Below are 24,526 nucleotides of genomic sequence, written 5' to 3'. Positions count from 1 at the left end.
TCGAACGCATGGCGCAGCCTACTCACCGACCGCTCAGCAAGAGGTCAATCCGCGGACTCGTCGAGTGCGCGGAGTACGTCCGCCACCAGGTCCTCCGGGTCCTCGGCGCCGGCCGAGAAGCGGATGAAGCCCTCCGGCACCGCGTCGCCGCCCCATCGGCCGCGCCGCTCGGCGGTGGACCGCACTCCTCCGAAGCTCGTCGCGTCGTCCACCAGACGCAGAGCGTCGAGGAACCGGTCGGCACGCGCGCGCGTGGACAGCGTGAAGGAGACCACGCATCCGTAGCGCCGCATCTGCTGCGAGGCGATCTTGTGCGAGGGGTCGTCGGGCAGGCCCGGATAGCGCAGTCCCGTCACCTCGGGCCTGCCCCGCAGCGCCTCGGCGATGACCAGGGCGTTGGCGTTCTGCCGGTCGGCGCGCAACTGGAGCGTGGCCAGCGAGCGGTGGGCCAGCCAGGCCTCCATGGGGCCGGGGATCGCCCCGACGATCTTCCGCCAGCGCCGCACGGGCGCCATCGGACCGGCGTCGAGCGCGGTGACGTATCCCAGGAGGATGTCGCCGTGCCCGGTGAGCATCTTGGTCCCGCTGGCCACCGAGAAGTCGGCTCCCAGCTCCAGCGGGCGCTGCCCGAGCGGGGTGGCCAGGGTGTTGTCGACGGCGACGAGGGCGCCCTGAGCGTGCGCCGCCTCGACGAGCCGTCGTACGTCGCACACGTCGAGCCCCGGGTTCGAGGGGGTCTCGATCCACAGCAGCTTCGCGCCGTCGAGGACGTCGAGCTGCGCGTCACCGCGGGTCGGCGCGGTGCGCACCTCGATGCCGTACGCAGTGAGCTGCTCGCGCACCAGCGGCAGCACCTGGTAGCCGTCGTCGGGCAGGACCACCACGTCCCCGGCCCGCAGCTGCGAGAAGAGCACCGCCGAGACGGCGGCCATCCCGGAGGGGAAGGCGAGCGTGATCACGCCCTCCTGCCCCGGTGCCTCCAGCTCGCCGATGGCACGCTCCAGAAGCGTCCAGGTCGGGTTCTCGTCACGGCCATAGGTGTACGGGCCGGTCGGATCGCCCGGCAGATGGAAGTGCGCGGCGAAGACCGGCCCCGGCAGGGTCGGCTCGTGTTTGACGGGTTCGGGCAGCCCCGCCCGTACCGCTCGTGTGCCGTCGCCGCTTCCCGTGACGAAATCCCCTGACGTCATGCCGCCCGTCCCTCCAGTTCCTGCTGAACAGCGGCGAGCAGCCCGTGGCTCGCCGCCTCCACCATCTCAAGACACTCCTCGAAATCGTCCAGGCGTCCGTAATACGGATCGGGGACGTCCGGATCGTCGAGCGCCGCGGGGTCGTACGACCGCAGCAGGCGGACCTTGTCCGCGTCCTCGGGAGTGGACGCGAGACGGCGCAGGTCCCGCAGGTGGCCGGAGTCGAGGGCGATGACGAGGTCGAGGCGGGAGAACCACGCGGCACGGAACTGGCGGGCCGTGTGGTCGCTCCCGTAGCCGTTGGCGTCCAGCACGGCGACGGTGCGGGAGTCCGCGCCGTCGCCCTCGTGCCAGCCGCCGGTGCCCGCGCTGTCGACCTCGACCACGCCGTCGAGTCCGGCCTCTTCTATGCGTGCACGGAAGACGGACTCGGCCATGGGGGAGCGGCAGATATTGCCGGTGCAGACGAAGCAGACGCGATAGGGCATGAGGCTCTCTCAGTCGTTGTCGCCGTCGGGAAGAACCACATTGAGCGCCCAGGACACCACCGAGATGATCAGGCCGCCCAGGACGGCCGTCCAGAAGCCCTCGACGTGGAAGCTCAGGTCCAGCTTGTCGGCCAGCCACGAGGTGAGCAGCAGCATCAGGGCGTTGACCACCAGCGTGATCAGGCCGAGTGTGAGAATGAACAGCGGGAAGGTCAGGATCTTCACCACCGGCTTGACCAGGAAGTTCACCAGTCCGAAGACCAGTGCGACGAGCAACAGCGTGACGATCTTCTTGCCGGTGCTGTTGCCTGTCAGGGTGATCTTGTCGAGTACCCACACGGCCACGGCCAGGGCCCCGGCGTTGGCGACCGTCTTGACTACGAAATTCTTCATGTGTCTGATCGTGGCAGAAGAGATCGACTGGCGAGACGGGCTGTGGACAGCCCGCGGAGCACGGGAGCGGACGAGCGCGATGAAGGCATTCCGGCTGGACGAACTGGAGGCGGAGCGCGCCGCCAACGACGGCGCCTATCTGCAGTTCCTGCACGAGCGGAACATGTCGGTCGGCCTGTACGCCCTCGACGCGGGTGAGCGTGACTCCCAGCGGCCCCACCAGCAGGACGAGGTGTACTTCGTGGTGAGCGGCCGGGCCGCGATCACGGTCGGCCTGGAGACCACGCAGGTGGCGCGCGGCAGCGTCGTCTACGTCCCCGCGGGCGTCGCCCACAAGTTCCACCACATCACCGAGGACCTGCGGGTGCTGGTGATGTTCTCTCCGCCGGAGAGCTGACCCCGGTCTCAGGGTTCCCTAGGGGAACGGTCAGGGGAGGACAAGGGGTGCGAGACGCCCGCAGGTCCCCTCCTGGGCCCTAGCATCGAACGCAGGACAGTCGGAGAACCCGGAATCGGAGTCCCGGACTTGGGACGACGGGCGAAGAGAGGCAAGGACAAGGGCAATGCGAGAGATCTTCAACGGGATGCCGTGGTGGGTGAAGTGGATCGCGGTGCCGGTCATCGCTCTGGTCGTGTTCGGCACGGTGATAGTGAGTGTGCTCACCGTGGTGATCGGCCTGCTCTTCAAGGCGCTGGTCTTCGTCGCGCTCGTCGGCGGGCTGATCTACGTGGTGCGCAAGTTCACGTCGAGTTCGTCCTCCCGCGGCGACTGGTGACGCACAACCGGGTGAGTCGCGGGTAACGGGCAGGTGGGCAAAGGGAACCCCAGGTTCCCTCGCCCGAGGGAAGTTTTCCGGCGGGGCCGTCTGCGAGCGGTGGCAGGCGGTTAAAGTCCGGAAATCGACGCGGGGCCGACCCCCCGCGGGCAGCGCACAGCCCCCTCCCGTGTCCCCCCGCACGGGCGGTTCCCCTCGCGCTTCGGGAGTGCCCCTTGGCCACGGTTGACACCGCACCCACAGAATCACTCACTCCACCCGTCCAGCGGTCCAGTGTCTCCGCCGCGTCCTACGTCCCGCCGGCCCAGCCGCGCACGTCACCCGGGGAGATCCGTGCTCCCTTGCCGGTCGCGCGCACCGATCGGCTGGAGGCCGCGGCCTCGGAGCACCCCACGACCCTGATCGGCTCCGTGCAACGGGCGATGCGTCTCCTGGAGGCCGTCGCCGCGCGCGAGCACGGGGCCCCCGCGAAACAGCTCGCCCGGGAGGCCGGGCTCGCGTTGCCCACGGCCTACCACCTGCTGCGCACCCTGGTCCACGAGGGCTATCTCTGCCGGGAGAAAGGGCTGTTCTTCCTCGGTGAGGCCGCCGAGCGGTTGAGCAGCAGCGGAGCCCAGCAGAAACGTCGCAGCATGGTGAGCGACGCGCTCGCCCGGTGGCGCGACTCGATCGGTGCTCCCGTGTACTACGCGGTCTACCGCGACGGCGAGATCGAGGTCATGTGCGTCGCGGACACCCCGGGGAATCCGGCGGTGGAGGAGTGGGCCGACTTCAGGGAGACCGGGCACGCCCACGCGGTCGGCAAGTGTCTGCTGTCCCAGCTCGACGAGAGGGCCCGCAGGGATCACCTCGACCGCTATCCCGTGCAGTCGCTCACTCCGTACACGGTGCGTGACAACGCCGGCCTGCTGCGGCGTCTGGAGCGCACCGGACGGATGGACCCGGTCACCGAGCGGCAGGAGTACGCGCTGGGAACGGTGTGTGCCGCACTGCCCATCACCGCGGGGGCGACCGCCGCAACGGTGGCCATCTCCCTCCCTGTTCACCAGGCCGACCGACTGCTACCGGCGGCACGACAATTGCAAGGTGAGATCAGCAGACTACTGGGGACACTCGCGATCTCTATCAGCATCTGAAAACTCACTCCTTGTGATCTCTTGTGTACGTTGAGCAAGATTCCAGCAGTGTCAGGGGGACGATTCCTGGCCAGTCGATGGCAAACGACGGGGTAGGCGATGCGCGAGTCGGTACAGGCAGAGGTCATGATGAGCTTCCTCGTGTCGGAGGAGCTGTCCTTCCGCATCCCGGTGGAGCTGCGCTACGAGACCTGTGATCCCTACGCCGTGCGGCTGACCTTCCACTTGCCCGGCGACGCGCCCGTGACCTGGGCCTTCGGGCGGGAGCTGCTGATCGACGGGGTGGGCCGGCCGTGCGGCGACGGCGATGTGCACATCGCGCCCGCCGATCCGGACGCGTTCGGCGAGGTACTGATCCGGCTCCAAGTGGGCGGCGATCATGCGCTGTTCCGGTCAGGCGCCGCGCCGCTGGTGGCATTCCTCGACCGCACCGACAAGCTCGTACCGCTGGGGCAGGAGCGCTCCCTCGCGGACTTCGACACCCACCTCGACGAGGCACTGGACCGCATCCTGGCGGAGGAGCAGAGCGCGGGCTGAAGCGTTCCCGGACCCGCGTGGAGGAACGCTTCCGCACGCCCTGGGCGGGCGCACGGCGGCCTCAGTGCTTGCGGCGACGACCCTTGCCGCCCCGGACCGGCCCCCGGCCCCCGGCGGGCTCCTGTACGGGCGCCACGGGCCCTGTGGCCGCCGTGAGGACGCCCGGCGTCCCGGGACGGTCCGCCGAGACCACCAGGGCCGCCAGCGCGGTGGTGACCGGCACCGAGGCGACCAGACCGATCGAGCCGACCAGGGTGCGCACGATCTCCTCGGCGACCAGTTCGCTGTTGGCGACCGCGCCGACGCTGCTCTGAGCGATCGAGAAAAGCAACAGCAGGGGCAGCGCGGCACCCGCGTACGCCAGGACGAGCGTGTTGACGACCGACGCGATGTGGTCGCGGCCGATCCGGATGCCCGCGCGGTACAGGCCGCGCCGGCCCATGGTGGGATTGGCCTCGTGCAGCTCCCAGACCGCCGAGGTCTGCGTCACCGTCACGTCGTCGAGCACACCGAGCGAACCGATGATCACGCCCGCGAGCAGCAGACCGCTCATGTCGATGGACGGGTACAGGCCGTGGATCAAGCCGGTGTTGTCGTCGGTGTTGCCGGTCAGGGCCGCCCAGCCGATGAACACCGAGCCGAGCACACCGATCAGCACCAGCGAGAGCAGGGTGCCGAGGACGGCCACCGACGTACGGGCCGACAGGCCGTGGCACATGTAGAGCGCGATCAACATGATGGCGCTCGCCCCGACCACCGCCACGACCAGCGGATTCGAGCCCTCCAGGATGGCGGGCAGGATGAAGAACGTCAGGATGAGGAAACTGACGGCCAACGCGATCAGCGCCATGAGGCCACGCATCCGGCCCACCACCACGACGGCCAGCGCGAAGATCCCGGCGAGCAGCGCCATCGGGAACCTCCGGTTCACGTCGGTGACCGAGTACTGCAGTTCCTTGGGCGCCGAGGGCTCGTAGGCGACCACGACCTTCTCGCCCTGGTGCAACTGCCGTGACTGGTCGGGCTGGACGATCTCCGTGAAGGTACGGCCCTTGTCCTTGCCGCTGTCCACCCGGATCGTCGCCTTCTTGCACTCGCCCGTCGCCTGCTGCCGGGCGGAGGAACCCGCGGCGGTGGAGGTGTCGCCGGCCGCCGTGCCCCCCGAGGCGTTCACCGACTTGCAGTCCACCTGGACGATCTCGGTGACCGTGGCCTGCTGGCTCTGCCGGTCGAAGCCGACACCGGTGCGCTCGTGCGACGGGGCGCCGCCGGGCCAGAGCACCACGAGACCCACAACGACCGCCGCGGCGAAGGGAATCAGCACGGCCGCGATGACCTTGCGCAGATGCTTGGAGACGGGCGCGGCCGGGCCATGACTGTGACTGTGCGAGTGCCCCGTCCCCGGCAGGGTGTCCGGCCTCTGACCGTGTCCCTCACCCGGTCCGTGCCCGCCCCCTGGACCGTTGCCGCCACCGTGCCCGTGCCCGCGGCCGTGTCCGGAGCCATGGCCGTCGCCGTCGCCGTCGCCGGGGACAGGGTCGGGGCCGGGGCCGCGTCGCGGCTCGGACGGCGGGAACGGGGGCTGCTGCATCGTGGTCACCGACCGATCATCGCAAGAACGGCGAGGGCCCTCTGTTCACCGCGCCAGACATGACGCTAGCGTGGAGTCACCTTTGCACACGCGGGAGCTCGGAGCACCGGGCTGAGAGGGCGCTGACCTCCGTCTCAGCGATGTTTCACATGAAACATCGGCAGACGGAAGCCGCTGCGTCGACCGCTGAACCTGTTACCGGGTAATGCCGGCGTAGGGAGTAGGTCTCATGACCAACAAGGACGTACGCACGCCTGCCTCCAGCCAGACGGACGGGCCGTCGGCCGCGTCCCCGGGCGAACAGTCCCAGGGGACAGGGCAGTCCATCGGGTGGCACAAGGCATACGTCGGGGGTTCGCGCCCCGACCTGCGGGTGCCGGTCCGTCAGGTGCACCTCACCAACGGGCAGTCCGTCACGCTGTACGACACCTCCGGCCCGTACACCGATCCGACCGTCGACACGGACGTGCGCAGGGGACTCGCTCCGCTGCGCGAGCACTGGATCGTCGCCCGGGGCGACACCGAGGAGTACACGGGCCGTCCGGTCCGCCCCGAGGACGACGGGATCAAGCACACCTCACCGCGCGGGGGCCTCCGCAATCTCGATGCGGTCTTCCCTGGCCGTCCGCGGCAGCCGCGCCGGGGCCGCCCCGGAGAGGCGGTCACCCAGCTCAGGTACGCCCGCCGCGGCGAGATCACACCCGAGATGGAGTTCGTGGCGGTCCGGGAGAACGTCGACCCCGAGGTCGTCCGCGAGGAGATCGCCGCGGGCCGCGCGGTGCTGCCCGCGAACGTCAACCACCCGGAGATCGAGCCGATGATCATCGGTAAGCGGTTCCTGGTGAAGGTCAACGCCAACATCGGCAACTCCGCGGTGACCTCCTCGATCGAGGAGGAGGTCGAGAAGATGACCTGGGCGACCCGCTGGGGCGCCGACACGGTCATGGACCTGTCCACCGGCCGCAACATCCACACCACGCGGGAATGGGTGCTGCGCAACTCCCCCGTCCCCATCGGCACGGTGCCCCTCTACCAGGCGCTGGAGAAGGTCGACGGCCGTGCCGAGGAGTTGACCTGGGAGATCTACAAGGACACGGTCGTCGAACAGGCGGAGCAGGGCGTGGACTACATGACGGTCCACGCGGGCGTGCGTCTGCCGTACGTACCGCTCACCGCGAACCGCAAGACCGGCATCGTCTCGCGCGGCGGCTCGATCATGGCGGCCTGGTGCCTGGCACACCACAGGGAGTCGTTCCTCTACGAGAACTTCGAGGAACTCTGCGAGATCCTCGCCGCGTACGACGTCACGTACTCGCTCGGCGACGGGCTACGGCCCGGTTCGATCGCGGACGCCAACGACGCCGCGCAGTTCGCCGAGTTGAGGACGCTCGGGGAACTCAACACGATCGCGAAGCGTTTCCATGTACAGACGATGATCGAGGGCCCGGGACATGTCCCGATGCACAAGATCAAGGAGAACATCGACCTTCAGCAGGAGATCTGTGATGAAGCTCCGTTCTATACGCTCGGCCCGCTGACGACGGACGTCGCGCCGGCGTACGACCACATCACCTCCGGCATCGGTGCCGCGATGATCGCCTGGTGGGGCACGGCCATGCTCTGCTACGTCACGCCCAAGGAGCACCTGGGTCTGCCCAACCGTGACGACGTCAAGACCGGCGTCATCACCTACAAGATCGCAGCCCACACGGCGGACCTCGCCAAGGGACACCCAGGCGCGCAGGAATGGGACGACGCGCTGTCCGACGCCCGCTTCGAATTCCGCTGGGAGGACCAGTTCAACCTGGCCCTCGACCCCGACACGGCCCGCGAGTTCCACGACGAGACACTGCCGGCCGAGCCTGCCAAGACAGCGCACTTCTGCTCCATGTGCGGCCCGAAGTTCTGCAGCATGAAGATCAGCCAGAGCATCGCGGAGCAGTTCGGTGGTTCCGCGGCCGAGGGGGCTTCACCCGAGGAGATCGCTGAGGGGATGCTCCAGAAGTCGAAGGAGTTCGCGGCGAGGGGGAACCGGGTGTATCTGCCGTTGGCCGACTGACTCCCGGACACTCCACCGACGTGGTGCTCAGGGTCCGGCGCACCCTGAGCACCGTCCTCCTCGAAGACCGCGGAGGAACACGGAGGGACGCGGAGGAAGCGGCACCATAGGCGGCACCACCCCGTCGTGCCGGCATGTCAGGTGAGTTCGCCTCTGCGGACGGCCGGGTTCACTCGGCAGACTGGGTCCATGACATCCATGAGCAAGGGCGCCAACCTTCCGGTGGCCGTCGGGGCCGTACGGGCCGTGCTCGGCTGGACGGGAGGACCCGGCGCGCCGGACGCGGACGCCTCGGCGCTGCTGCTCGGTGCGGACGGCCGGGTGCGGGACGACGGGGACTTCGTCTTCTACAACCAGCCACGGCATGTCTCCGGTGCCGTACGCCACCTGGGGAAGCGGCAGGACGCCGGAGTCACGACGGACACGGTCGAGGTGGACCTGCGCTCACTGGAACCGGAGATCGAGCGGGTCGTGCTGGGTGTCTCGGCGGACGGCGGCACCTTCGGCCAGCTGTCCGGGCTGACGCTGCGGCTGCTCGACGCCGGGACACAGCGGGAGTTCGCGCGCTTCGAGATGGAGGCCACGACGGAAACGGCGTTCATCGGCGGCGAGTTGTATCTGCGTGGCGGACAGTGGAAGTTCCGGGCGATCGGACAGGGGTACGCGTCCGGACTCGCGGGACTCGCCACCGATTTCGGCATCAGCGTGGACGAGGAGCCCGGCCTTCCCACGCCAGCGCCGGTAGTGCCGCCCGTGGTCCTGCCCGCCGCCGTGCCGGTCCCGCCGCCCGCTCAAGCTTCCCCGGCACCCCGGACTCCCCCAGCACCTCCGACTCCCCCGGCACCCCTGACTCCCCCAGCACCCCCGGCCTCCCCCTCGCGTCCCGCCAAGGGCGAGGCACGGCTGCCCGTGGACATGCGCAAGCGGCTCTCCCTGCGCAAGGAGCAGGTGGCGGTCAGCCTGCGGAAGCACGGGGCGGAGGGTGTCACGGCGCGTGTGGTGTTGATCCTGGATGCCTCCGGTTCCATGTCCTTCCTGTACGCGAAGGGCGTCGTGTCCGACGTGGTCGAGCGGATGGCCGCCGTGGCCGCCCAGTTGGACGACGACGGCGTGATGCAGGCGTGGACGTTCGCCTCCCACGCGGCCCGGCTGCCGGATCTGGCCCTCGGCGAGTTGCCCGAGTGGCTCGAGCTTCACGTCCGCGTCGGCGAGCTGAGCCTGTTCCGGCGGAGCAGGAAGCCGCGGAAAGGGCTGCTGCCGGGACAGGTGGACATGCGGACGGTCGGCATCCAGAACGAGGAGCAGAAGGCGATCGCCGAGGTGCGCACGTATGTCAGGGAGCACCCGGCGGCCGATCCCACCCTGGTCCTGTTCTTCTCCGACGGGGGCGTCTATCGCAACAACGAGATCGAGCGGGAACTGCGGGAGGCGGTGGAGGAGCCGATCTTCTGGCAGTTCGTGGGCCTGGGCCGGTCCGACTACGGCGTGCTGGAGCGGTTCGACGCCCTGCCGGGCCGACGCGTCGACAACGTCGGCTTCTTCGCCGTGGACGACATCGGCGGCATTCCGGACCCGGAGCTGTACGACCGGCTGCTCTCCGAGTTTCCCGCCTGGATCACGGCGGCCCGGCGGCAGGGCATCCTCTGATCCCGTCTGCCGGCCGACAGCCCGTACGCGGGCATGCCGAGCACCGATCGGGGCCCGCGCTCCGGCGGCGCGGGCCCGTTGCGTCTGTCACCCCCGGTGTCGGCCCGCCGGGGATCACTCCGGCTGGTGCTCGGGCCCCCCGAAGTCCGGGCTCGTGAAGTCCGGGCTGGTGAAGCTCGGCCGGGGGCCGGCCGCGGGCCCGCCATCGGGGCTGCTGAACCCCGGCCGGTTGTAACCGAGATGCGGCATGCGGCCGGTGGTGGGCGTCGGTGACGGCCGGTCCAGTGCCGCCGCGGCGGGATCGGCGAGGGCGTGCCGGAGGAACGGCATGATGCCGCGCTCCAGCAGGGCGTCCCGCCAGGCTTCCCTGGCGCGGTCGACCTCCTCGTCGAGCTCGCCGCGCGCTCCTGCCTGGAGCGAGGACGAGCCGTTGCGCAGTGCGGTCAGCAGCAGCCCGACCGCGGCGACCAATATCGCGGCCGCCGTGACCGCGCCGAAGACCCACCCGGTGGTCAGGAGGGTCTGGGCGAACGTCTGTTCGGGATCGAGCACCTTCAACAGGTAGCCGACGAGCAGGAAGATCACCGCGGCTGTTCCGGCGAGCACGGGAGCGAGCACCGCGATGACCGCGATGGCGCCGGCGCCGGCGGTCTCGGTGACCTCCCCCATGGTGGTGGCGAGCCCCACCGCGGTGGTGCCCGGCTCCGCGGAGCCGATCTCCTCGCTGACGGCTGGGGTGGACGGCGCCGGATGGCGCAGTTCCTCGCGGACCTTCACGTAGTGCGCGTACTCGGTCGTCGCGGCCGCCGTGATGAGTGCGGTGGCGTTGAGCGCCATGGTGCGCAGTTGCTCGGGGTTGAGCCGCCGGCCGACAGCGGCGAGTTCCGGGTGGTGTGGGGCGGAGCGCAGCGCCTCATCGAGGATCCGCTCGTATTCCTGGCGGTCCTCACTCAGCAGGTGCTGCGGAACGCTGTTCATCTGCATCCCCCGATGCTCCGTAGGGCTGATGGCTCGCACGCTGACGAGCCGTTGGGCAGAAACGGAGGGGAGCCTGCTACGGATAAGCCGATGGTAGAGCGGTGACGGCACGCCGTGACAGGGGGTTTCCAGAAATTGCCCCCTGGCCGGCGCGGTCCTTCGTGGCGGACGCCTGCCCGGTGAGCGCTCAGCTACCCAGGGGCAGTTGCCGGACCAGCAGCTTTCCGGCCATGGTCACCCCGCCGTCCATCGCGATGGCCAGTCCGTCGGCGTAAAGATGCGGTTCCTCGACCACGGGGCTCGGGCTGTCCTCGCCCTCCTCCGAGCCGACCTCGCCCAGCAGGTACGGAATGGGGCTGTGCCCGTGGACGATCCGGGTGCCGCCGTAGGTGTCCAGCAGGGAGAGGACGGCTTCGGCGCCCCCGTCGTCGCGGAAGGCGAAGCGCCTGGTCAGCTTCCGGAAGAGGTCCCAGCACTCGTCGGCGTCGTTGCGGGTGAGGGTTTCGCGGATGGTGTCGTTGACCGCTTCGATGGAGTCGCCGTAGTCGAGATAGGCGGTGGTGTCGGAGTGCATCAGGAGGTGGCCGTCGACTTCCTCCATGGCGTCGAGGCGGGCCATCCACTGCAGGTGATGGTCCTGGAGACGGTCCATGTCGGTCTTCTGGCCGCCGTTGAGCAGCCAGGCGGCCTGGAAGGTGGCCGTGCCCGCGCCGGAGTTCACCGGCGTGTCGCCGAACCGCTTGGCGCCGAGCAGCAGCAGCTCGTGGTTGCCCATCAGCGCCTTGCAGTAGCCCCCGACCGCGGCCGCCTCGGCGGACAACCGCATCACGAGGTCGATCACACCGATGCCGTCCGGGCCGCGGTCGGTGAAGTCGCCGAGGAACCACAGGCGGGCGGTCCCGGCGGACCAGTTGCCCGCGGCGTCGACGAGGCCCTGCTCCTGGAGCGCGGCGATCAGCTGGTCGAGATAGCCGTGCACGTCGCCGACGACGTAGAGCGGACCCGGGCCCTCGGCCGGCTGCGGAGCCGGCCCGGCCTCGGGGTCGACGGCGACCTGAACCGTGTCACCCCGGTTGATGACGGGCAGGTCGCGCTGTGTCGGCGTATAGCCGTCGGGCTCCTCGGCGAGCCCGTCGATCGCGCCGAGGGGCTCGCCCGGAGGCGTGCTCGGCACGTACGGACCGGTCTCGTTGACGTACGCGGGCACCCGAAAGTCGCGCAACGTCTCCGTCCGCAGCACCTCGGGTCCCTGACCGGCCCCCTGAGTCATCGACCCCTCCACCACCATCGCGCCGCATCTGCACCGGATCGGACTGCCTGGTCGCAGCGGCCCGCGGTGTCGTGGGCCCATCATAGGAATGCGGATCGCGCCATGTGATGACCCAGGGGTGGTGAATCGGAGCAGGAGCCCTGTTCGCCACGGTTTTCGCCCGAATTGGGCAGGGCTTTCGCAGGTGGACGCCCCCGTGGCGCGCCCACCGGGCGTCAACCCCGGCGGACGCCGGGTTACCCCCGCGCGCCGACGCCGGGCTCGACTTCTCGCGCCGGCGCCGGGTTCACCCCTGTTCGGGCGACCGGGGTGGGCTGACCGTCGTGCGGGGCGAGCGCCGCTCGGAGGACGTCCGCACGATCAACTCCGTCGGTATCACCTGCTCGACCGGCTGGTCCGAGTCGACCCCTTCGATGGCGTCGATGAGCAGCTGGACCACGGCGGTGCCGATCCGGCGCGGTTTGAGCGACAGCGTGGTGATGGGCGGTTCGGTGCTGGCATAGACGGTGGACTCGCTGCAGCAGACCAGCAGCAGGTCGTCCGGTACACGCAGACCGTAGCGGCGGGCCGCGGCGAGCAGGTCGGTGCCGTTCGGGTCGAAGAGGCCGTAGACGGCGTCGGGCCGGTCGGGACGGGCCAGTAAGCGGTCCGCCGCGACGGCGCCCGCGCAGGGGTCGTGGGCGGGGTAGGCCTCGTACACCGGATCCTGTCCGACCCGCTCGCACCAGCGCAGATAGGCGGTGGTGGAGAGGTGGGTGTAGGTGTCCGTGGAGGTGCCGGTCAGGAGGCCGATCCGGCGGGCGCCGGCGTCCGCGAGATGGTCGAGGATGCCGAGGACCGCGGCCTCGTGGTCGTTGTCCACCCAGGCGGTGACCGGGAGCGTGCCCGCCGGGCGGCCGTCGGAGACGACCGGTAAGCCCTGGCGGACGAGCTCGCTGACGACCGGGTCCTGGTCGGAGGGGTCGATGACCACGGTCCCGTCCAGGGCGACGTTCGACCACACGTCGTGGCGCGAGGTCGCCGGGAGGATGACCAGGGCGTAGCCCCGGGCGAGTGCGGCCGAGGTGGCGGCTCTGGCCATCTCCGCGAAGTACGCGAACTCCGTGAAGGTGAAAGGTTCATCCCCGTATGTCGTCACCGTCAGGCCGATGAGCCCCGACTTTCCGGTACGGAGGGTTCGGGCCGCGGCCGATGGGCGATATCCCAGTCGGTCGGCGACTTCGCGGACGTGGCGTCGGGTGGCGTCCGGGAGCCGGCCCTTGCCGTTGAGGGCGTCGGACACGGTCGTGATGGAGACCCCTGCGGCCGCGGCCACGTCTCTGATACCCGCCCGGCCCGGTCGACCGCCTCGGCGGGTGGTCTCCGCCCGGCTCACCTGGTGCTTCCCTGCTGCTGTCATGGCGAGCCGATAGTAGGGCTCATGCGGTGGGGTAGTGCGGACGCATATGCACGCGTTGACAGGCACGTTTCTGCATGATCAAAACGGTTCAAGTGCCTTGGAAACAAAGGAAGTTGAACGATACAATGGCAGTACGTGACTTGTCGGCGCGCATGGGCCTGCCAAGTGGGCCATGTCTCGAAGAGGTCTCAACTCACCTTCACGGGTGATGCGCGCCACGGCGTGAGCCACCGGCGCATGCGGTTCTGGATGGTGCGCCCCCCAATTCGTACGCCTTCGTACGAGGATGACCGCCGGTTCTGTGTGACGCTCGTCGCACACCGTGTGGTGCGCACATCGGGGCATCTCGGAGTGGTCGTGGGGGCATACGGCGATGATCGCCGGGGTGCACGTGTCCGGCCACCGGCCGTGTGAGGTCGTACGAGGTGCCCACAGCCCATTCGCAGCGGCGTCGAATCCTCATAAGGTGAGAAGTATTGGTAGCCGGTGGTGGTCATGAGCCAGCGGTGGTCGCGAGGAGGACTGCGGTGAGCGAGACGAGCCCCAAGCTGCGTGCCGAGCTGGAGGGTATCCCCACCTACAAGCCGGGCAAGCCCGCTGCGGCCGGCGCGGTGGCGTACAAGCTGTCCTCGAACGAGAACCCCTACCCGCCCCTGCCCGGCGTCATCGAGAGCGTGACCGCGGCGGCGGCCTCGTTCAACCGCTACCCCGACATGGCGTGCACGGGCCTGATGAACGAGCTGTCGGATCGCTTCGCGGTCCCTCTCTCGCACCTGGCCACCGGCACCGGATCGGTCGGGGTCGCCCAGCAGTTGCTGCAGGCCACCAGTGGTCCCGGGGACGAGGTCGTCTACGCCTGGCGGTCCTTCGAGGCGTACCCGATCATCACGCAGGTCAGCGGAGCCACCTCGGTGCCTGTGCCGCTGACGCCGGACGAGGTGCACGACCTGGACGCCATGGCCGACGCGATCACCGACAGGACCCGGCTGATCTTCGTCTGCAACCCGAACAACCCGACCGGCACCGTGGTGCGCCGGGCCGAGCTGGAGCGGTTCCTCGACCGGGTGCCCAGCGACGTGCTGGTGGTCCTGGACGAGGCCTACCGCGAGTTCATCCGTGACGTCGAGGTGCCGGACGGTGTGGCGATCTACCGTGACCGGCCCAACGTCTGTGTGCTGCGCACCTTCTCCAAGGCGTACGGGCTGGCGGGCCTGAGGGTCGGCTTCGCGATCGCCCATGAACCGGTGGCGGCGGCACTGCGCAAGACGGCCGTTCCCTTCGGCGTGAGCCAGCTCGCCCAGGACGCGGCGGTCGCCTCGCTGCGCGCCGAGGACGAGCTGCTCGGCCGGGTCGGCTCACTGGTGGGCGAGCGTGCCCGGGTGGTCGAGACGCTCCGGGACCAGGGCTGGACGGTGCCCGAGACCCAGGCCAACTTCGTCTGGCTCAGGCTGGGGGAGCGCACGCTCGACTTCGCGGCCGTCTGCGAGCAGGCCGGAGTCGTCGTGCGGCCTTTCGCCGGCGAAGGGGTGCGCGTGACGATCGGCGAGACCGAGGCGAACGACATCTTCCTGAAGGTGACCGAGGGCTTCCACAAGGAGCTCTAGGCCCTTCCGATCAAGGTTCCGACCGGCCCCTGTACGCGGGGAGCCGGTCGGTCCGCTTTTAGGGACCCCCCACCTGTCCCGTCTCGAACAGCCATGCGTCATAATTGCTTGTGAATGTGAACGCGTTCACAAGCGTGTCCCGGTTGCCCCGTGATGCGTGTGACAAAAGGGGCAAATTGCCGCTGCAGCAAGGCGGCGTAAGGAGACTGACGACGTGGAATTGGCTCTGGCGCCGGAGACCCTGGCGCGATGGCAGTTCGGCATCACCACCGTCTACCACTTCCTCTTCGTCCCTCTGACGATCTCGCTCGCCGCTCTCACGGCGATCCTGGAGACCGCCTGGGTGCGGACGGGCAAGGCGCACTACCTCAGGGCGACCAAGTTCTGGGGCAAGCTGTTCCTGATCAATATCGCCATGGGTGTCGTCACCGGCATCGTGCAGGAGTTCCAGTTCGGCATGAACTGGTCCGACTACTCGCGCTTCGTCGGCGACGTCTTCGGTGCCCCGCTCGCCTTCGAGGCCCTGATCGCCTTCTTCTTCGAGTCCACCTTCATCGGGCTGTGGATCTTCGGCTGGGACAAGCTGCCGAAGAAGATCCACCTCGCCTGTATCTGGATGGTCTCCATAGGCACCGTCCTGTCGGCGTACTTCATCATGGCCGCCAACTCCTTCATGCAGCATCCGGTCGGCTACCGGCTCGTGAAGAAGGCGGACGGATCGATGAGGGCCGAGCTCACGGACTTTCCCAAGGTGCTCTTCCAGGAGACGGCGCTCGTCAACTTCTGGCACGTCATCAGCGCCTCCATCCTGGTCGGCGGCGCCTTCATGACCGGCATCGCGGTCTTCCACCTCCGCAAGAAGCGGCACATCCGCACCATGCGGATGTCGCTGCGGCTCGGTCTGGTCACCGCTCTCGTCGGCACGCTCCTCACCGTCGTCAGCGCCGACACTCTCGGCAAGGTGATGTACGAGCAGCAGCCGATGAAGATGTCGGCCGCTGAAGCCCTCTGGGACTCGCAGCAGCCCGCGCCCTTCTCGCTCTTCGCATACGGCGATGTCGCCGAGGGCCACAACACGGTCGCCATCGAGATACCGGGGGTCCTCTCCTTCCTCGCGAAGAACGACCTCAACGCCAAGATTCCCGGCATCAACGACATCAACAAGGCCGAGCAGGAGAAGTTCGGACCCGGCGACTACCGTCCCAACATCCCCACCGCCTACTGGGCGTACCGCTGGATGATCGGCTTCGGGGGGGTCTCGATGGCCCTGTGCACGGCCGGCCTCTGGCTGACCAGGCGGAAGCTCTGGCTGGCGCCGGCACACCGCACCGGGGACGAGGAGGTGCCGAAGCTCATGCTCACCAAGGACATGGAGCTGACACCGAGGCTGGGCCTCTGGTGGTGGCGGCTGTCCCAGTGGACGCTGATCTTCCCGCTCATCGGTATCTCCTGGGGCTGGATCTTCACCGAGACGGGGCGTCAGCCCTGGGTGGTCTACGGCCTGCTGAGGACCAGGGACGCGGTCTCGCCGGGAGTCTCCCAGGGCGAGGTGCTGACCTCGTTGATCGTGTTCACCCTCATCTACGCGGTCCTCGCCGTCATCGAGGTGAAGCTGATGCTCAAGTACGTCAGGCAGGGGCCGCCCGAGCTCACCGAGGCCGATCTCAACCCGCCCACCAGGATCGGCGGCGACTCCCATGACGCCGACAAGCCGATGGCCTTCTCCTACTAGGGCCCAGGGAGCTGCTGAGTCATGGAACTTCACGACGTCTGGTTCGTCCTCATCGCGGTCCTGTGGACCGGCTACTTCTTCCTGGAGGGCTTCGACTTCGGGGTCGGCATCCTCACCGGACTGCTGGCCCGCGGCCGCGCCGAGAAGCGGGTCCTCATCAACACCATCGGCCCTGTCTGGGACGGCAACGAGGTGTGGCTGCTCTCCGCGGGCGGCGCGACCTTCGCCGCCTTCCCGGAGTGGTACGCCACGCTCTTCTCCGGCTTCTATCTGCCGTTGCTGCTCATCCTGGTCTGCCTGATCGTGCGCGGTGTCGCCTTCGAGTACCGCGCGAAGCGGCCCGAGGAGAACTGGCAGCGCAACTGGGAGACGGCGATCTTCTGGACCTCGCTGATCCCCGCGTTCCTGTGGGGCGTGGCCTTCGGCAACATCGTGCACGGAGTGAAGATCGACAAGAGCTTCGAGTACGTGGGCGGTCTCGGTGACCTGCTCAACCCCTACGCGATCCTCGGCGGACTCGTCACCCTGACACTGTTCACCTTCCACGGGACCGTGTTCGTCGGGCTCAAGACCGTGGGGGACATCCGGGAGCGGGCGCGCGGGCTGTCCCTCCAGGTCGGGCTGGTCACCGCAGTGCTGGCACTCGCCTTCCTGAGCTGGACCCAGGTGGACAACGGCGACGGAAAGTCCCTGGTCGCGATGATCGTGGCCGTGGTCGCTCTGGTGGCCGCCCTGGCGGCGGCGCGCGCGGGACGTGAGGGCTGGGCGTTCGCCCTGTCGGGGCTCACCATCGTGGCCGCTGTCGCGATGCTCTTCCTGACGCTCTTCCCGAACGTCATGCCGTCCTCGCTCAATGAGGACTGGAGCCTGACGGTCACGAACGCCTCGTCGAGTCCGTACACGCTGAAGATCATGACCTGGTGCGCCGGGATCGCCACGCCGATCGTCCTGCTCTACCAGGGCTGGACCTACTGGGTGTTCCGCAAGCGAATCGGTACGCATCACATCGCTGCGGATATCACGCACTGAATCCGACGTAAGGGCATGTTTCACGTGAAACATGCCGGATGAGCCAAGGGTGTGTTTCACGTGAAACCAATCGACCCGCGTCTGCTGCGGTACGCCCGCGCCACCCGCGTCTTCCTGCTGACGGTCGTGGGGCTGGGCGCGGTCGGAGCGACGCTGGTCATTGCGCAGGCGATGCTCATCGCCGAAGTCGTGGTCGGCGCCTTCCAGCACGGTCACTCGGCTCCGGAACTTCGTACCCCTCTGCTCCTGCTGGTCGCGGTCGCCGTGGGACGGGCACTCGTCGCATGGCTCACCGAACTCGCCGCGCACCGGGCAAGCGCGGCGGTCAAATCGGAACTGCGGGGGCGGTTGCTGGAGCGGGCCGCCGCGCTCGGTCCCGGATGGCTGGGCGGGCAGCGCACCGGGTCGCTGGTCGCCCTCGCCACGAGGGGAGTGGACGCGCTGGACGATTACTTCTCGCGCTATCTCCCGCAGTTGGGCCTCGCGATCGTGGTGCCCGTGGCGGTGCTCGCGCGGATCGTCACCGAAGACTGGGTGTCGGCGGCGATCATCGTCGTCACCCTTCCGCTCATCCCCCTCTTCATGGCCCTGATCGGATGGGCCACGAGGTCCCGGATGGACCGTCAGTGGCGACTGCTGTCACGGCTTTCGGGGCACTTCCTGGACGTGGTCGCCGGACTGCCCACGCTCAAGGTCTTCGGCAGGGCCAAGGCCCAGGCCGAGTCGATCCGGCGGATCACCGGCGAGTACCGCCAGGCGACCATGCGGACCCTGCAGATCGCCTTCCTGTCCTCCTTCGCGCTGGAACTGCTCGCCACGATCTCGGTCGCGCTGGTCGCCGTGACCATCGGGATGCGGCTCGTCCACGGCGACATGGATCTGTACGTGGGGATCGTCATCCTCGTCCTCGCGCCCGAGGCCTACCTGCCGCTGCGACAGGTAGGGGCGCAGTACCACGCCGCCGCCGAGGGGCTCGCCGCGGCCGAGGAGATCTTCTCGGTGCTGGAGACACCGTTGCCGGCCGGCGGTTCGCTTCCCGTGCCGGAAGGCGAGATCAGCTTCGACGCGGTGACGGTCCGCTATCCGGGGCGCTCCGGGGACGCGGTCTCCGACGTCTCCTTCGCGGTCGCGCAGGGTGAGACGGTGGCACTCGTCGGACCGAGCGGCGCGGGCAAGTCGACCCTGCTCGACGTCCTGCTCGGATTCGTGGAACCCACCGCGGGCCGGGTACGGGTCGGAGGAGCCGATCTCGCTGGAAGCGACGTGGAGGAGTGGCGCTCACGGGTGGCCTGGGTGCCGCAACGTCCGCACCTCTTCGCGGGCTCGATCGCGGAGAACGTACGGCTGGCACGACCTGACGCCGACGACACGGCGGTACGGCGGGCGCTGGCCGACGCGGGGGCGCTGGAGTTCGTGGACGCACTGCCCGACGGCGCCCGCACGGTACTCGGTGAGGACGGCAGCGGCCTCTCCGCCGGGCAGCGCCAACGCCTCGCCCTGGCACGGGCGTTCCTCGCGGACCGGCCGGTGCTGCTTCTCGACGAGCCGACGGCCTCGCTCGACGGCACGACGGAGGCGGAGGTCGTGGCGGCGGTGCGCAGGCTTGCCCTCGGGCGGACGGTCCTGCTGGTCGTGCACCGGCCCGCGCTGCTGGGAGTGGCGGACCGGGTGGTGCGGCTGGAGCCCGGGGCGCCCACCACGGTGCCGCGTCCCGCGCACGGCGGGACCACGACGCGGCCCGGGCCGGTCGAGCCGGAGGGTGTGCCCGCGGCCGACGCGGAGGAGTTCCTCGGGGTCTCCAGCGGGCGCGGCGATGTCCTCGCCCGGGTCCGTGCCATGGCCGGTCCCCGCAGCGGTCGTTTCGCGCTCGCGCTCCTGCTCGGCAGTCTCGCGCTCGCCAGCGCCGTCGGCCTGATGGCCACCTCGGGATGGCTCATCTCGCGGGCGTCCCAGCAGCCACCGGTCATGTATCTGATGCTGGCGGTGACGGCCACGCGGGCGTTCGGGATCGGCCGGGCCGTCTTCCGCTACGCCGAGCGGCTGGTGTCGCACGACGCGGTGCTGCGGATGCTGGCCGACACCCGCGTCGCCGTCTACCGGCGCCTGGAGCGTCTCGCGCCGGCGGGGCTGCGCACGACCCGGCGCGGTGATCTGCTCTCGCGGCTCGTCGCCGACGTCGACGCGCTGCAGGACTACTGGCTGCGGTGGCTGCTGCCCGCCGGGGCCGCGGTCCTGGTGTCGACCGCCTCCGTCGGCTTCACCGCCTGGCTGCTGCCCGAGGCCGGAGCCGCCCTCGCGGCCGGGCTGCTGGCGGCCGGGGTCGGCGTCCCGCTCGTGACCGGGGCCGTCTCGCGCCGCGCGCAACGGCGACTGGCCCCCGCCCGCGGCGACCTGGCGACCCGCGTCACCGATCTCCTCACGGGTACGGCCGAATTGACGGTCGCGGGCGCGCTGGCCGCCCGTACTGCCGAGGCCCGGCGGGCCGACACCGTGCTGACCCGCATCGCCTCGCGGTCCGCCGCCGCGACCGCGCTCGGCGACGGACTCACCGCACTGGCGACCGGCCTGACCGTCGCCACGGCCGCCCTCGTGGGGGCCCAGGCGGTCGCGAGCGGACGACTGAGCGGCGTGGCGATGGCCGTGGTCGTCCTCGTCCCGCTGGCCGCGTTCGAGGCCGTTCTGGGGCTGCCGCTCGCCGTCCAGCACCGGCAGCGGGTGCGGGAGAGCGCGGGCCGCGTGTACGAGATCCTGGACGCCCCCGACCCCGTACGCGAACCGGAGCAGCCGCGGCCGGCACCCGTGTCGCCCTTCCCGCTGCGGGTGCGCGGACTCGCGGCCCGTCACCCGGGACAGGACCGGGACGCGCTCGCCGGCCTCGACCTGACGCTCGAACGGGGCCGCAGGATCGCGGTCGTGGGCCCCTCCGGCTCCGGCAAGACCACGCTGGCACAGGTGCTGCTGCGCTTCCTGGACGCGGATGCGGGGACGTACACGCTGAATGGCACCGACGCGTACGGCATGGACGGGGACGACGTACGCCGTCTGGTCGGGCTCTGCGCCCAGGACGCGCACCTCTTCGACAGCAGCGTGCGGGAGAACCTGCTGCTGGCCAGGAAGAACGCCACGGAGACCGAGCTGCGCGACGCGCTCGCCCGAGCCCGGCTCCTGGAGTGGACGGACGAGCTGCCCGGCGGACTCGACACACTGATCGGCGAGCACGGGGCGCGGCTGTCCGGCGGTCAGCGCCAGCGGCTGGCGCTCGCCCGAGCGCTGCTCGCCGACTTCCCCGTCCTCGTCCTGGACGAGCCCGCGGAACATCTCGACCTGCCGACGGCCGACGCGCTCACCGCGGACCTGCTGGCCGCGACCGAGGGGCGTACGACGTTGCTGATCACTCACCGTCTGGCCGGGCTGGAAGCGGTGGACGAGGTGATCGTGCTGGCACGGGGCCGGGTGGCGCAGCGGGGCGCGTACGCCGAGTTGTCCGTGGTGGAGGGTCCGCTGCGGGAGATGGTGGAGCGGGAGGCGGCGGGGGATCTGCTCGCCGGAGCGGCGGCTGGCAGGGGTGCGTCCGACGCCGGGCCCCTGGGTATCCGCGATGCCGTGGGTTCCGTACCCGACTTTCGGTAGTAAAAGCGACTAACTACGCTCAAGGCATGGCAGTGGCTTCCGAGGCTTCCGCCTCGCCCGACCCGGACGGCGGTCCGGACGTAGCGCGCCTCCTGGACGCGATGCGGGCGGTCGGGGCGGAGCTGGAGCTGCACGCGACGCTGGACCGGATCTGCGAGACCGCGGCAGCGCTGACGGACGCGTGCTATGCGGCGATCGGGGTCGTCGAGGAGGACGGCGAGGGGCTCGTGGACTTCGCGTACCACGGGATCGACGCGGAGACCGCCCAGCGGATCGGGCGGCTGCCCGACGGGCACAGGGGGCTGCTCGGAGCGCTCATCCACGACCCGGGCCCGGTACGGCTCACGTACCTGGACGAAGACGGTCGCTCGTGCGGCTTCCCTGATCACCATCCGTCGATGCGCAGCTTCCTCGGGGTTCCGATCCGCGTGCAGGGCGAGATCTTCGGGAACCTCTATCTGGCCGAGAAACGCGACGGCGAGCCGTTCGGCGACCACGATCTCGACATGGTCCGGGTGCTGGCCGCGGAGGCGGGTATCGCGATCGGCAACGCCCGGCTGTACGAGGCGGCCCAGCAGCGCGAGCGCTGGATCGACGGTTCGGTGGCCGTCACCACGGCCCTGCTGGCGGGCGGCGACGCCGAGGACGCGCTCCAGGTCGTCGCCGAGCAGGCGCGCCGGCTCTCCTGCGCGGCGGCCGGGATCGTGCTGCTGCCCGCCGACGAGGGCGGCCTGGAGATCACCGCGGTCGCGAGGGACCGTCCGTCCCAGGCGCTCGGCTTCGTCATCCCCCCGGAGAGCGAGCTGGTCGCCGAACTCCTCGGCGGGAACGCCGTGTTCCTCGACGACGCGGCCACCGATCCGCGCATCCGCACCGATTTCGTCCGCGAGTACGGTCCGACGATGATGCTCCCCCTGCAGAGCGAGAGCCGCCTGCTGGGGGCCCTCGTCACTCCCCGGGAACGGGGTGCCCGCCCGTTCACCGAGGCCGAGCACACCCTGGCCGCGCAGTTCGCCGCGCAGGCGGCGCTCGCACTGATGATGGCCGAGGCGCAGCGGGACCGGGAGCGGCTCGCGGTCTACGAGGACCGCGAACGGATCGCCCGCGACCTGCACGATCTCGTCATCCAACGGCTGTTCGCGACCGGGATGATGCTGGAGAGCGCCCAGCGGTGTTCGGGCGTGCCCGAGGTGCGGGAGGGCGTCGGCAAGGCGGTCGACGAGCTCGACGTCACCATCCAGGAGATCCGCACCGCCATCTTCGCGTTGCAACAGGGTCCCGCCGAGGCCCCGTCCGGGCTGCGTACCCGCGTACTGCGCGAGATCAACATGGCCGCCGTGCCCATGGGCTTCAGGCCCGTTCACCATTTCGTCGGTCCCGTGGACACGGCCGTCGGTGAACTGACCGCCAGGAATCTCATCGCCGCTCTGCGCGAGGCCCTCTCCAACGCCTTCCGGCATTCCGGGGCCTCCCGCATCGATGTCGTCGTCGACGCGACCGTCACCCTGCGGGACGGGCGGCGCGGGGTCCGGCTGAGTGTCGCGGACGACGGTGTCGGCATCCCCCACCGCGGCCGGCGCAGCGGTCTGACGAATCTCAGGCGGCGGGCCGAGGCGCTGGGAGGCGACAGTTGGTACGGGCCGGGACTCGGCGGGAACGCCGGCGGTACGACCGTGGTGTGGCAGGCGCCCTACGCTCCCCGGGCCGGCTCGCCGTAGAGGCGACGGCCGCCCGGGAGTGTGCGCCCCCGGGCGTACGACGTGAACAGGACGGGGGCGCCGGACCGGCACGCGGGTGGACGCCGGACCGGCACACGACGGCTGGCTTGCGATCGACTCGCCGCTGGGGAAGCGACGGCAGTTCGGGGACGACCGCCGCCGCATCGCGCAGTCGGGCACGACCGGCAACTCGACCGGACCGCATTCGTACTTCGCGGTGAGGATTACCCCGCGACCGGGCTCGGCCATCGATCCGGTGCCGTGGCCTGTCCCGCTCGGGGTCGCGGTCCGCTGGACCGTGATGCCTGCTCGAATCGTTTCTGCGAATCGGTGCTACGACCGGTCGGCGATGATCCGCTCGATGACGACCGCCACGCCGTCCTCGTTGTTGGCGACCGTACGGCCGGAGGCGGCGGCGATCACGGCGGGGTGGGCGTTGCCCATCGCGTACGACGTGCCCGCCCAGGTGAGCATCTCGACGTCGTTCGGCATGTCCCCGAAGGCGACGACCTCCTCCGGCGCGATGCCGCGCTCGGCGCAGCACAGCGCGAGCGTGCTGGCCTTGGAGACGTCGGGGCCGCTGATCTCCAACAGCGCGCTGGGGCTGGAGCGGGTGACGGTGGCACGGTCGCCGACCGCGCGGCGCGCCACGGTGAGGAAGGCGTCGGGGTCGAGCTCGTGATGGAAGGCGAGGATCTTGAGCACCGGCTCACCGGCGCCGGGAGCATCGGGTGCCAGCAGCTTCTCGGCGGGGCCGAGGGCGTCCGGCAGCTCCAGGTGCATCTTGGGATACGCGGGCTCCTGATAGAAGCCGTACGTCTGTTCCACGGCGAACACCGTGCCCGGCGCGGCCTCACGCACCAGCCCTACCGCGTCGAGCGCGTTCTCCCGTGCGAGTTCCCGCACCTTGACGAACCGGTGGGCACCGGGGCCGCCGTGCAGGTCGACCACGGCGGCGCCGTTGCCGCAGATCGCCAGGCCGTGCCCGTGCACGTGGTCGCTGACGACGTCCATCCAGCGCGCCGGGCGGCCGGTGACGAAGAAGACCTCGATGCCGGCTTCCTCGGCGGCGGCCAGGGCGGCGACCGTGCGCTCGGACACCGACTTGTCGTCGCGCAGCAGGGTGCCGTCGAGGTCGGTGGCGATCAGGCGGGGCGGGGCGATGGGAGTACCTCCTTGTTCGAGCGCGGTCGAGCGCGTGCGGGAGGCGCGAGAGGCCGGGGGCTCGGGCTGTCGGGTCGCTGAGGTCACCGCGCCATTCTGGCGCATATGCCCGCACGGCCGTGCGGGGGTTCGCACAGGTGAGTGGTTACCGCTCTCACCAGTACGGTCACAGCCCGGAGCCGGGG

General features: G+C 69.9%; 19 protein-coding genes. 11 read left to right on the top strand and 8 right to left on the bottom strand.

Annotation, left to right across the window (positions count from 1 at the left end):
* Positions 1-44: 44 nt before the first annotated feature.
* The 3 genes from OHB41_RS23915 to OHB41_RS23905 are packed head-to-tail and all read right to left on the bottom strand — an operon-like array spanning position 45 to position 2,071.
* Entirely contained in the window at positions 45-1,190 is a 1,146-nt protein-coding gene (locus tag OHB41_RS23915; protein ID WP_266700250.1) for a cystathionine gamma-lyase, read from the bottom strand.
* Positions 1,187-1,678: a low molecular weight protein-tyrosine-phosphatase gene (locus tag OHB41_RS23910; RefSeq protein ID WP_266700249.1), complete on the bottom strand. Its 492-nt coding sequence runs from the start codon at positions 1,676-1,678 to the stop codon at positions 1,187-1,189. The genes OHB41_RS23915 and OHB41_RS23910 overlap by 4 nt, the downstream gene beginning before the upstream one ends.
* Positions 1,679-1,687: 9 nt before the next feature.
* Positions 1,688-2,071, bottom strand: a complete 384-nt coding sequence (locus OHB41_RS23905) for a phage holin family protein (protein WP_266700248.1) — start codon at positions 2,069-2,071, stop codon at positions 1,688-1,690.
* A 79-nt stretch (positions 2,072-2,150) separates the two neighbouring features.
* Here OHB41_RS23905 and OHB41_RS23900 point away from each other — a divergent pair, with 79 nt between their 5' ends.
* From OHB41_RS23900 to OHB41_RS23885, 4 genes are all read left to right on the top strand, one after another.
* Positions 2,151-2,468, top strand: coding sequence for a cupin domain-containing protein (locus OHB41_RS23900; RefSeq protein ID WP_266706079.1), 318 nt, complete (start codon positions 2,151-2,153; stop codon positions 2,466-2,468).
* 166 nt (positions 2,469-2,634) lie between these two features.
* On the top strand, positions 2,635-2,847 hold the full coding sequence (locus tag OHB41_RS23895; RefSeq protein WP_148009254.1) for a DUF5326 family protein: 213 nt from the start codon (positions 2,635-2,637) through the stop codon (positions 2,845-2,847).
* A 341-nt stretch (positions 2,848-3,188) separates the two neighbouring features.
* Positions 3,189-3,983, top strand: coding sequence for an IclR family transcriptional regulator (locus OHB41_RS23890; protein ID WP_266700247.1), 795 nt, complete (start codon positions 3,189-3,191; stop codon positions 3,981-3,983).
* 99 nt (positions 3,984-4,082) lie between these two features.
* On the top strand, positions 4,083-4,520 hold the full coding sequence (locus OHB41_RS23885) for an SsgA family sporulation/cell division regulator (protein WP_168529012.1): 438 nt from the start codon (positions 4,083-4,085) through the stop codon (positions 4,518-4,520).
* 61 nt (positions 4,521-4,581) lie between these two features.
* Here OHB41_RS23885 and OHB41_RS23880 read toward each other — a convergent pair whose 3' ends face one another.
* Positions 4,582-6,120 (bottom strand): YibE/F family protein, encoded by a 1,539-nt coding sequence (locus OHB41_RS23880; protein WP_266700246.1) that lies wholly within the window; start codon positions 6,118-6,120, stop codon positions 4,582-4,584.
* Positions 6,121-6,340: 220 nt separating this feature from the next.
* Between OHB41_RS23880 and thiC the strand changes: the two genes are divergently transcribed.
* Both thiC and OHB41_RS23870 read left to right on the top strand, forming a co-directional pair.
* Entirely contained in the window at positions 6,341-8,170 is a 1,830-nt protein-coding gene (thiC, locus tag OHB41_RS23875; protein ID WP_266700245.1) for a phosphomethylpyrimidine synthase ThiC, read from the top strand.
* Positions 8,171-8,368: 198 nt separating this feature from the next.
* Complete coding sequence (locus OHB41_RS23870; RefSeq protein WP_266706078.1) at positions 8,369-9,817, top strand: VWA domain-containing protein; 1,449 nt, start codon at positions 8,369-8,371, stop codon at positions 9,815-9,817.
* Between the two features lie 114 nt (positions 9,818-9,931).
* On the opposite strand, the gene OHB41_RS23865 is transcribed toward OHB41_RS23870, so the two are convergent.
* From OHB41_RS23865 to OHB41_RS23855, 3 genes are all read right to left on the bottom strand, one after another.
* Positions 9,932-10,801, bottom strand: coding sequence for a hypothetical protein (locus OHB41_RS23865; RefSeq protein ID WP_266700244.1), 870 nt, complete (start codon positions 10,799-10,801; stop codon positions 9,932-9,934).
* Positions 10,802-10,982: 181 nt separating this feature from the next.
* The gene (locus OHB41_RS23860; protein ID WP_323138393.1) at positions 10,983-12,065 is read right to left on the bottom strand and encodes a metallophosphoesterase; all 1,083 of its coding nucleotides are present in this window, start codon (positions 12,063-12,065) and stop codon (positions 10,983-10,985) included.
* Positions 12,066-12,351: 286 nt separating this feature from the next.
* Positions 12,352-13,464: a LacI family DNA-binding transcriptional regulator gene (locus OHB41_RS23855; RefSeq protein ID WP_148009248.1), complete on the bottom strand. Its 1,113-nt coding sequence runs from the start codon at positions 13,462-13,464 to the stop codon at positions 12,352-12,354.
* 527 nt (positions 13,465-13,991) lie between these two features.
* On the opposite strand from OHB41_RS23855, the gene hisC reads away from it, so the two are divergent.
* The 5 genes from hisC (at position 13,992) to OHB41_RS23830 (ending at position 23,177) form a co-directional block, all read left to right on the top strand.
* Entirely contained in the window at positions 13,992-15,068 is a 1,077-nt protein-coding gene (gene hisC, locus OHB41_RS23850) for a histidinol-phosphate transaminase (protein ID WP_266700243.1), read from the top strand.
* A gap of 214 nt (positions 15,069-15,282) precedes the next feature.
* The gene (locus OHB41_RS23845; protein WP_266700242.1) at positions 15,283-16,800 is read left to right on the top strand and encodes a cytochrome ubiquinol oxidase subunit I; all 1,518 of its coding nucleotides are present in this window, start codon (positions 15,283-15,285) and stop codon (positions 16,798-16,800) included.
* A 21-nt stretch (positions 16,801-16,821) separates the two neighbouring features.
* Positions 16,822-17,829 (top strand): cytochrome d ubiquinol oxidase subunit II, encoded by a 1,008-nt coding sequence (gene cydB, locus OHB41_RS23840; protein ID WP_266700241.1) that lies wholly within the window; start codon positions 16,822-16,824, stop codon positions 17,827-17,829.
* Positions 17,830-17,889: 60 nt separating this feature from the next.
* The gene (gene cydD, locus OHB41_RS23835) at positions 17,890-21,459 is read left to right on the top strand and encodes a thiol reductant ABC exporter subunit CydD (RefSeq protein ID WP_266700240.1); all 3,570 of its coding nucleotides are present in this window, start codon (positions 17,890-17,892) and stop codon (positions 21,457-21,459) included.
* A gap of 26 nt (positions 21,460-21,485) precedes the next feature.
* The gene (locus OHB41_RS23830) at positions 21,486-23,177 is read left to right on the top strand and encodes a sensor histidine kinase (RefSeq protein ID WP_266700239.1); all 1,692 of its coding nucleotides are present in this window, start codon (positions 21,486-21,488) and stop codon (positions 23,175-23,177) included.
* A 333-nt stretch (positions 23,178-23,510) separates the two neighbouring features.
* Here the strand turns inward: OHB41_RS23830 and OHB41_RS23820 are convergent, their stop codons facing one another.
* Positions 23,511-24,428 carry a Cof-type HAD-IIB family hydrolase gene (locus tag OHB41_RS23820; protein ID WP_451289412.1) on the bottom strand — a complete coding sequence of 306 codons (918 nt, stop codon included), beginning with the start codon at positions 24,426-24,428 and terminating at the stop codon, positions 23,511-23,513.
* Positions 24,429-24,526 lie beyond the last annotated feature (98 nt).

This window comes from Streptomyces sp. NBC_01571, assembly GCF_026339875.1.
Taxonomy (GTDB): Bacteria; Actinomycetota; Actinomycetes; order Streptomycetales; family Streptomycetaceae; genus Streptomyces.
This window is presented reverse-complemented; position numbering and strand designations above follow the sequence as displayed.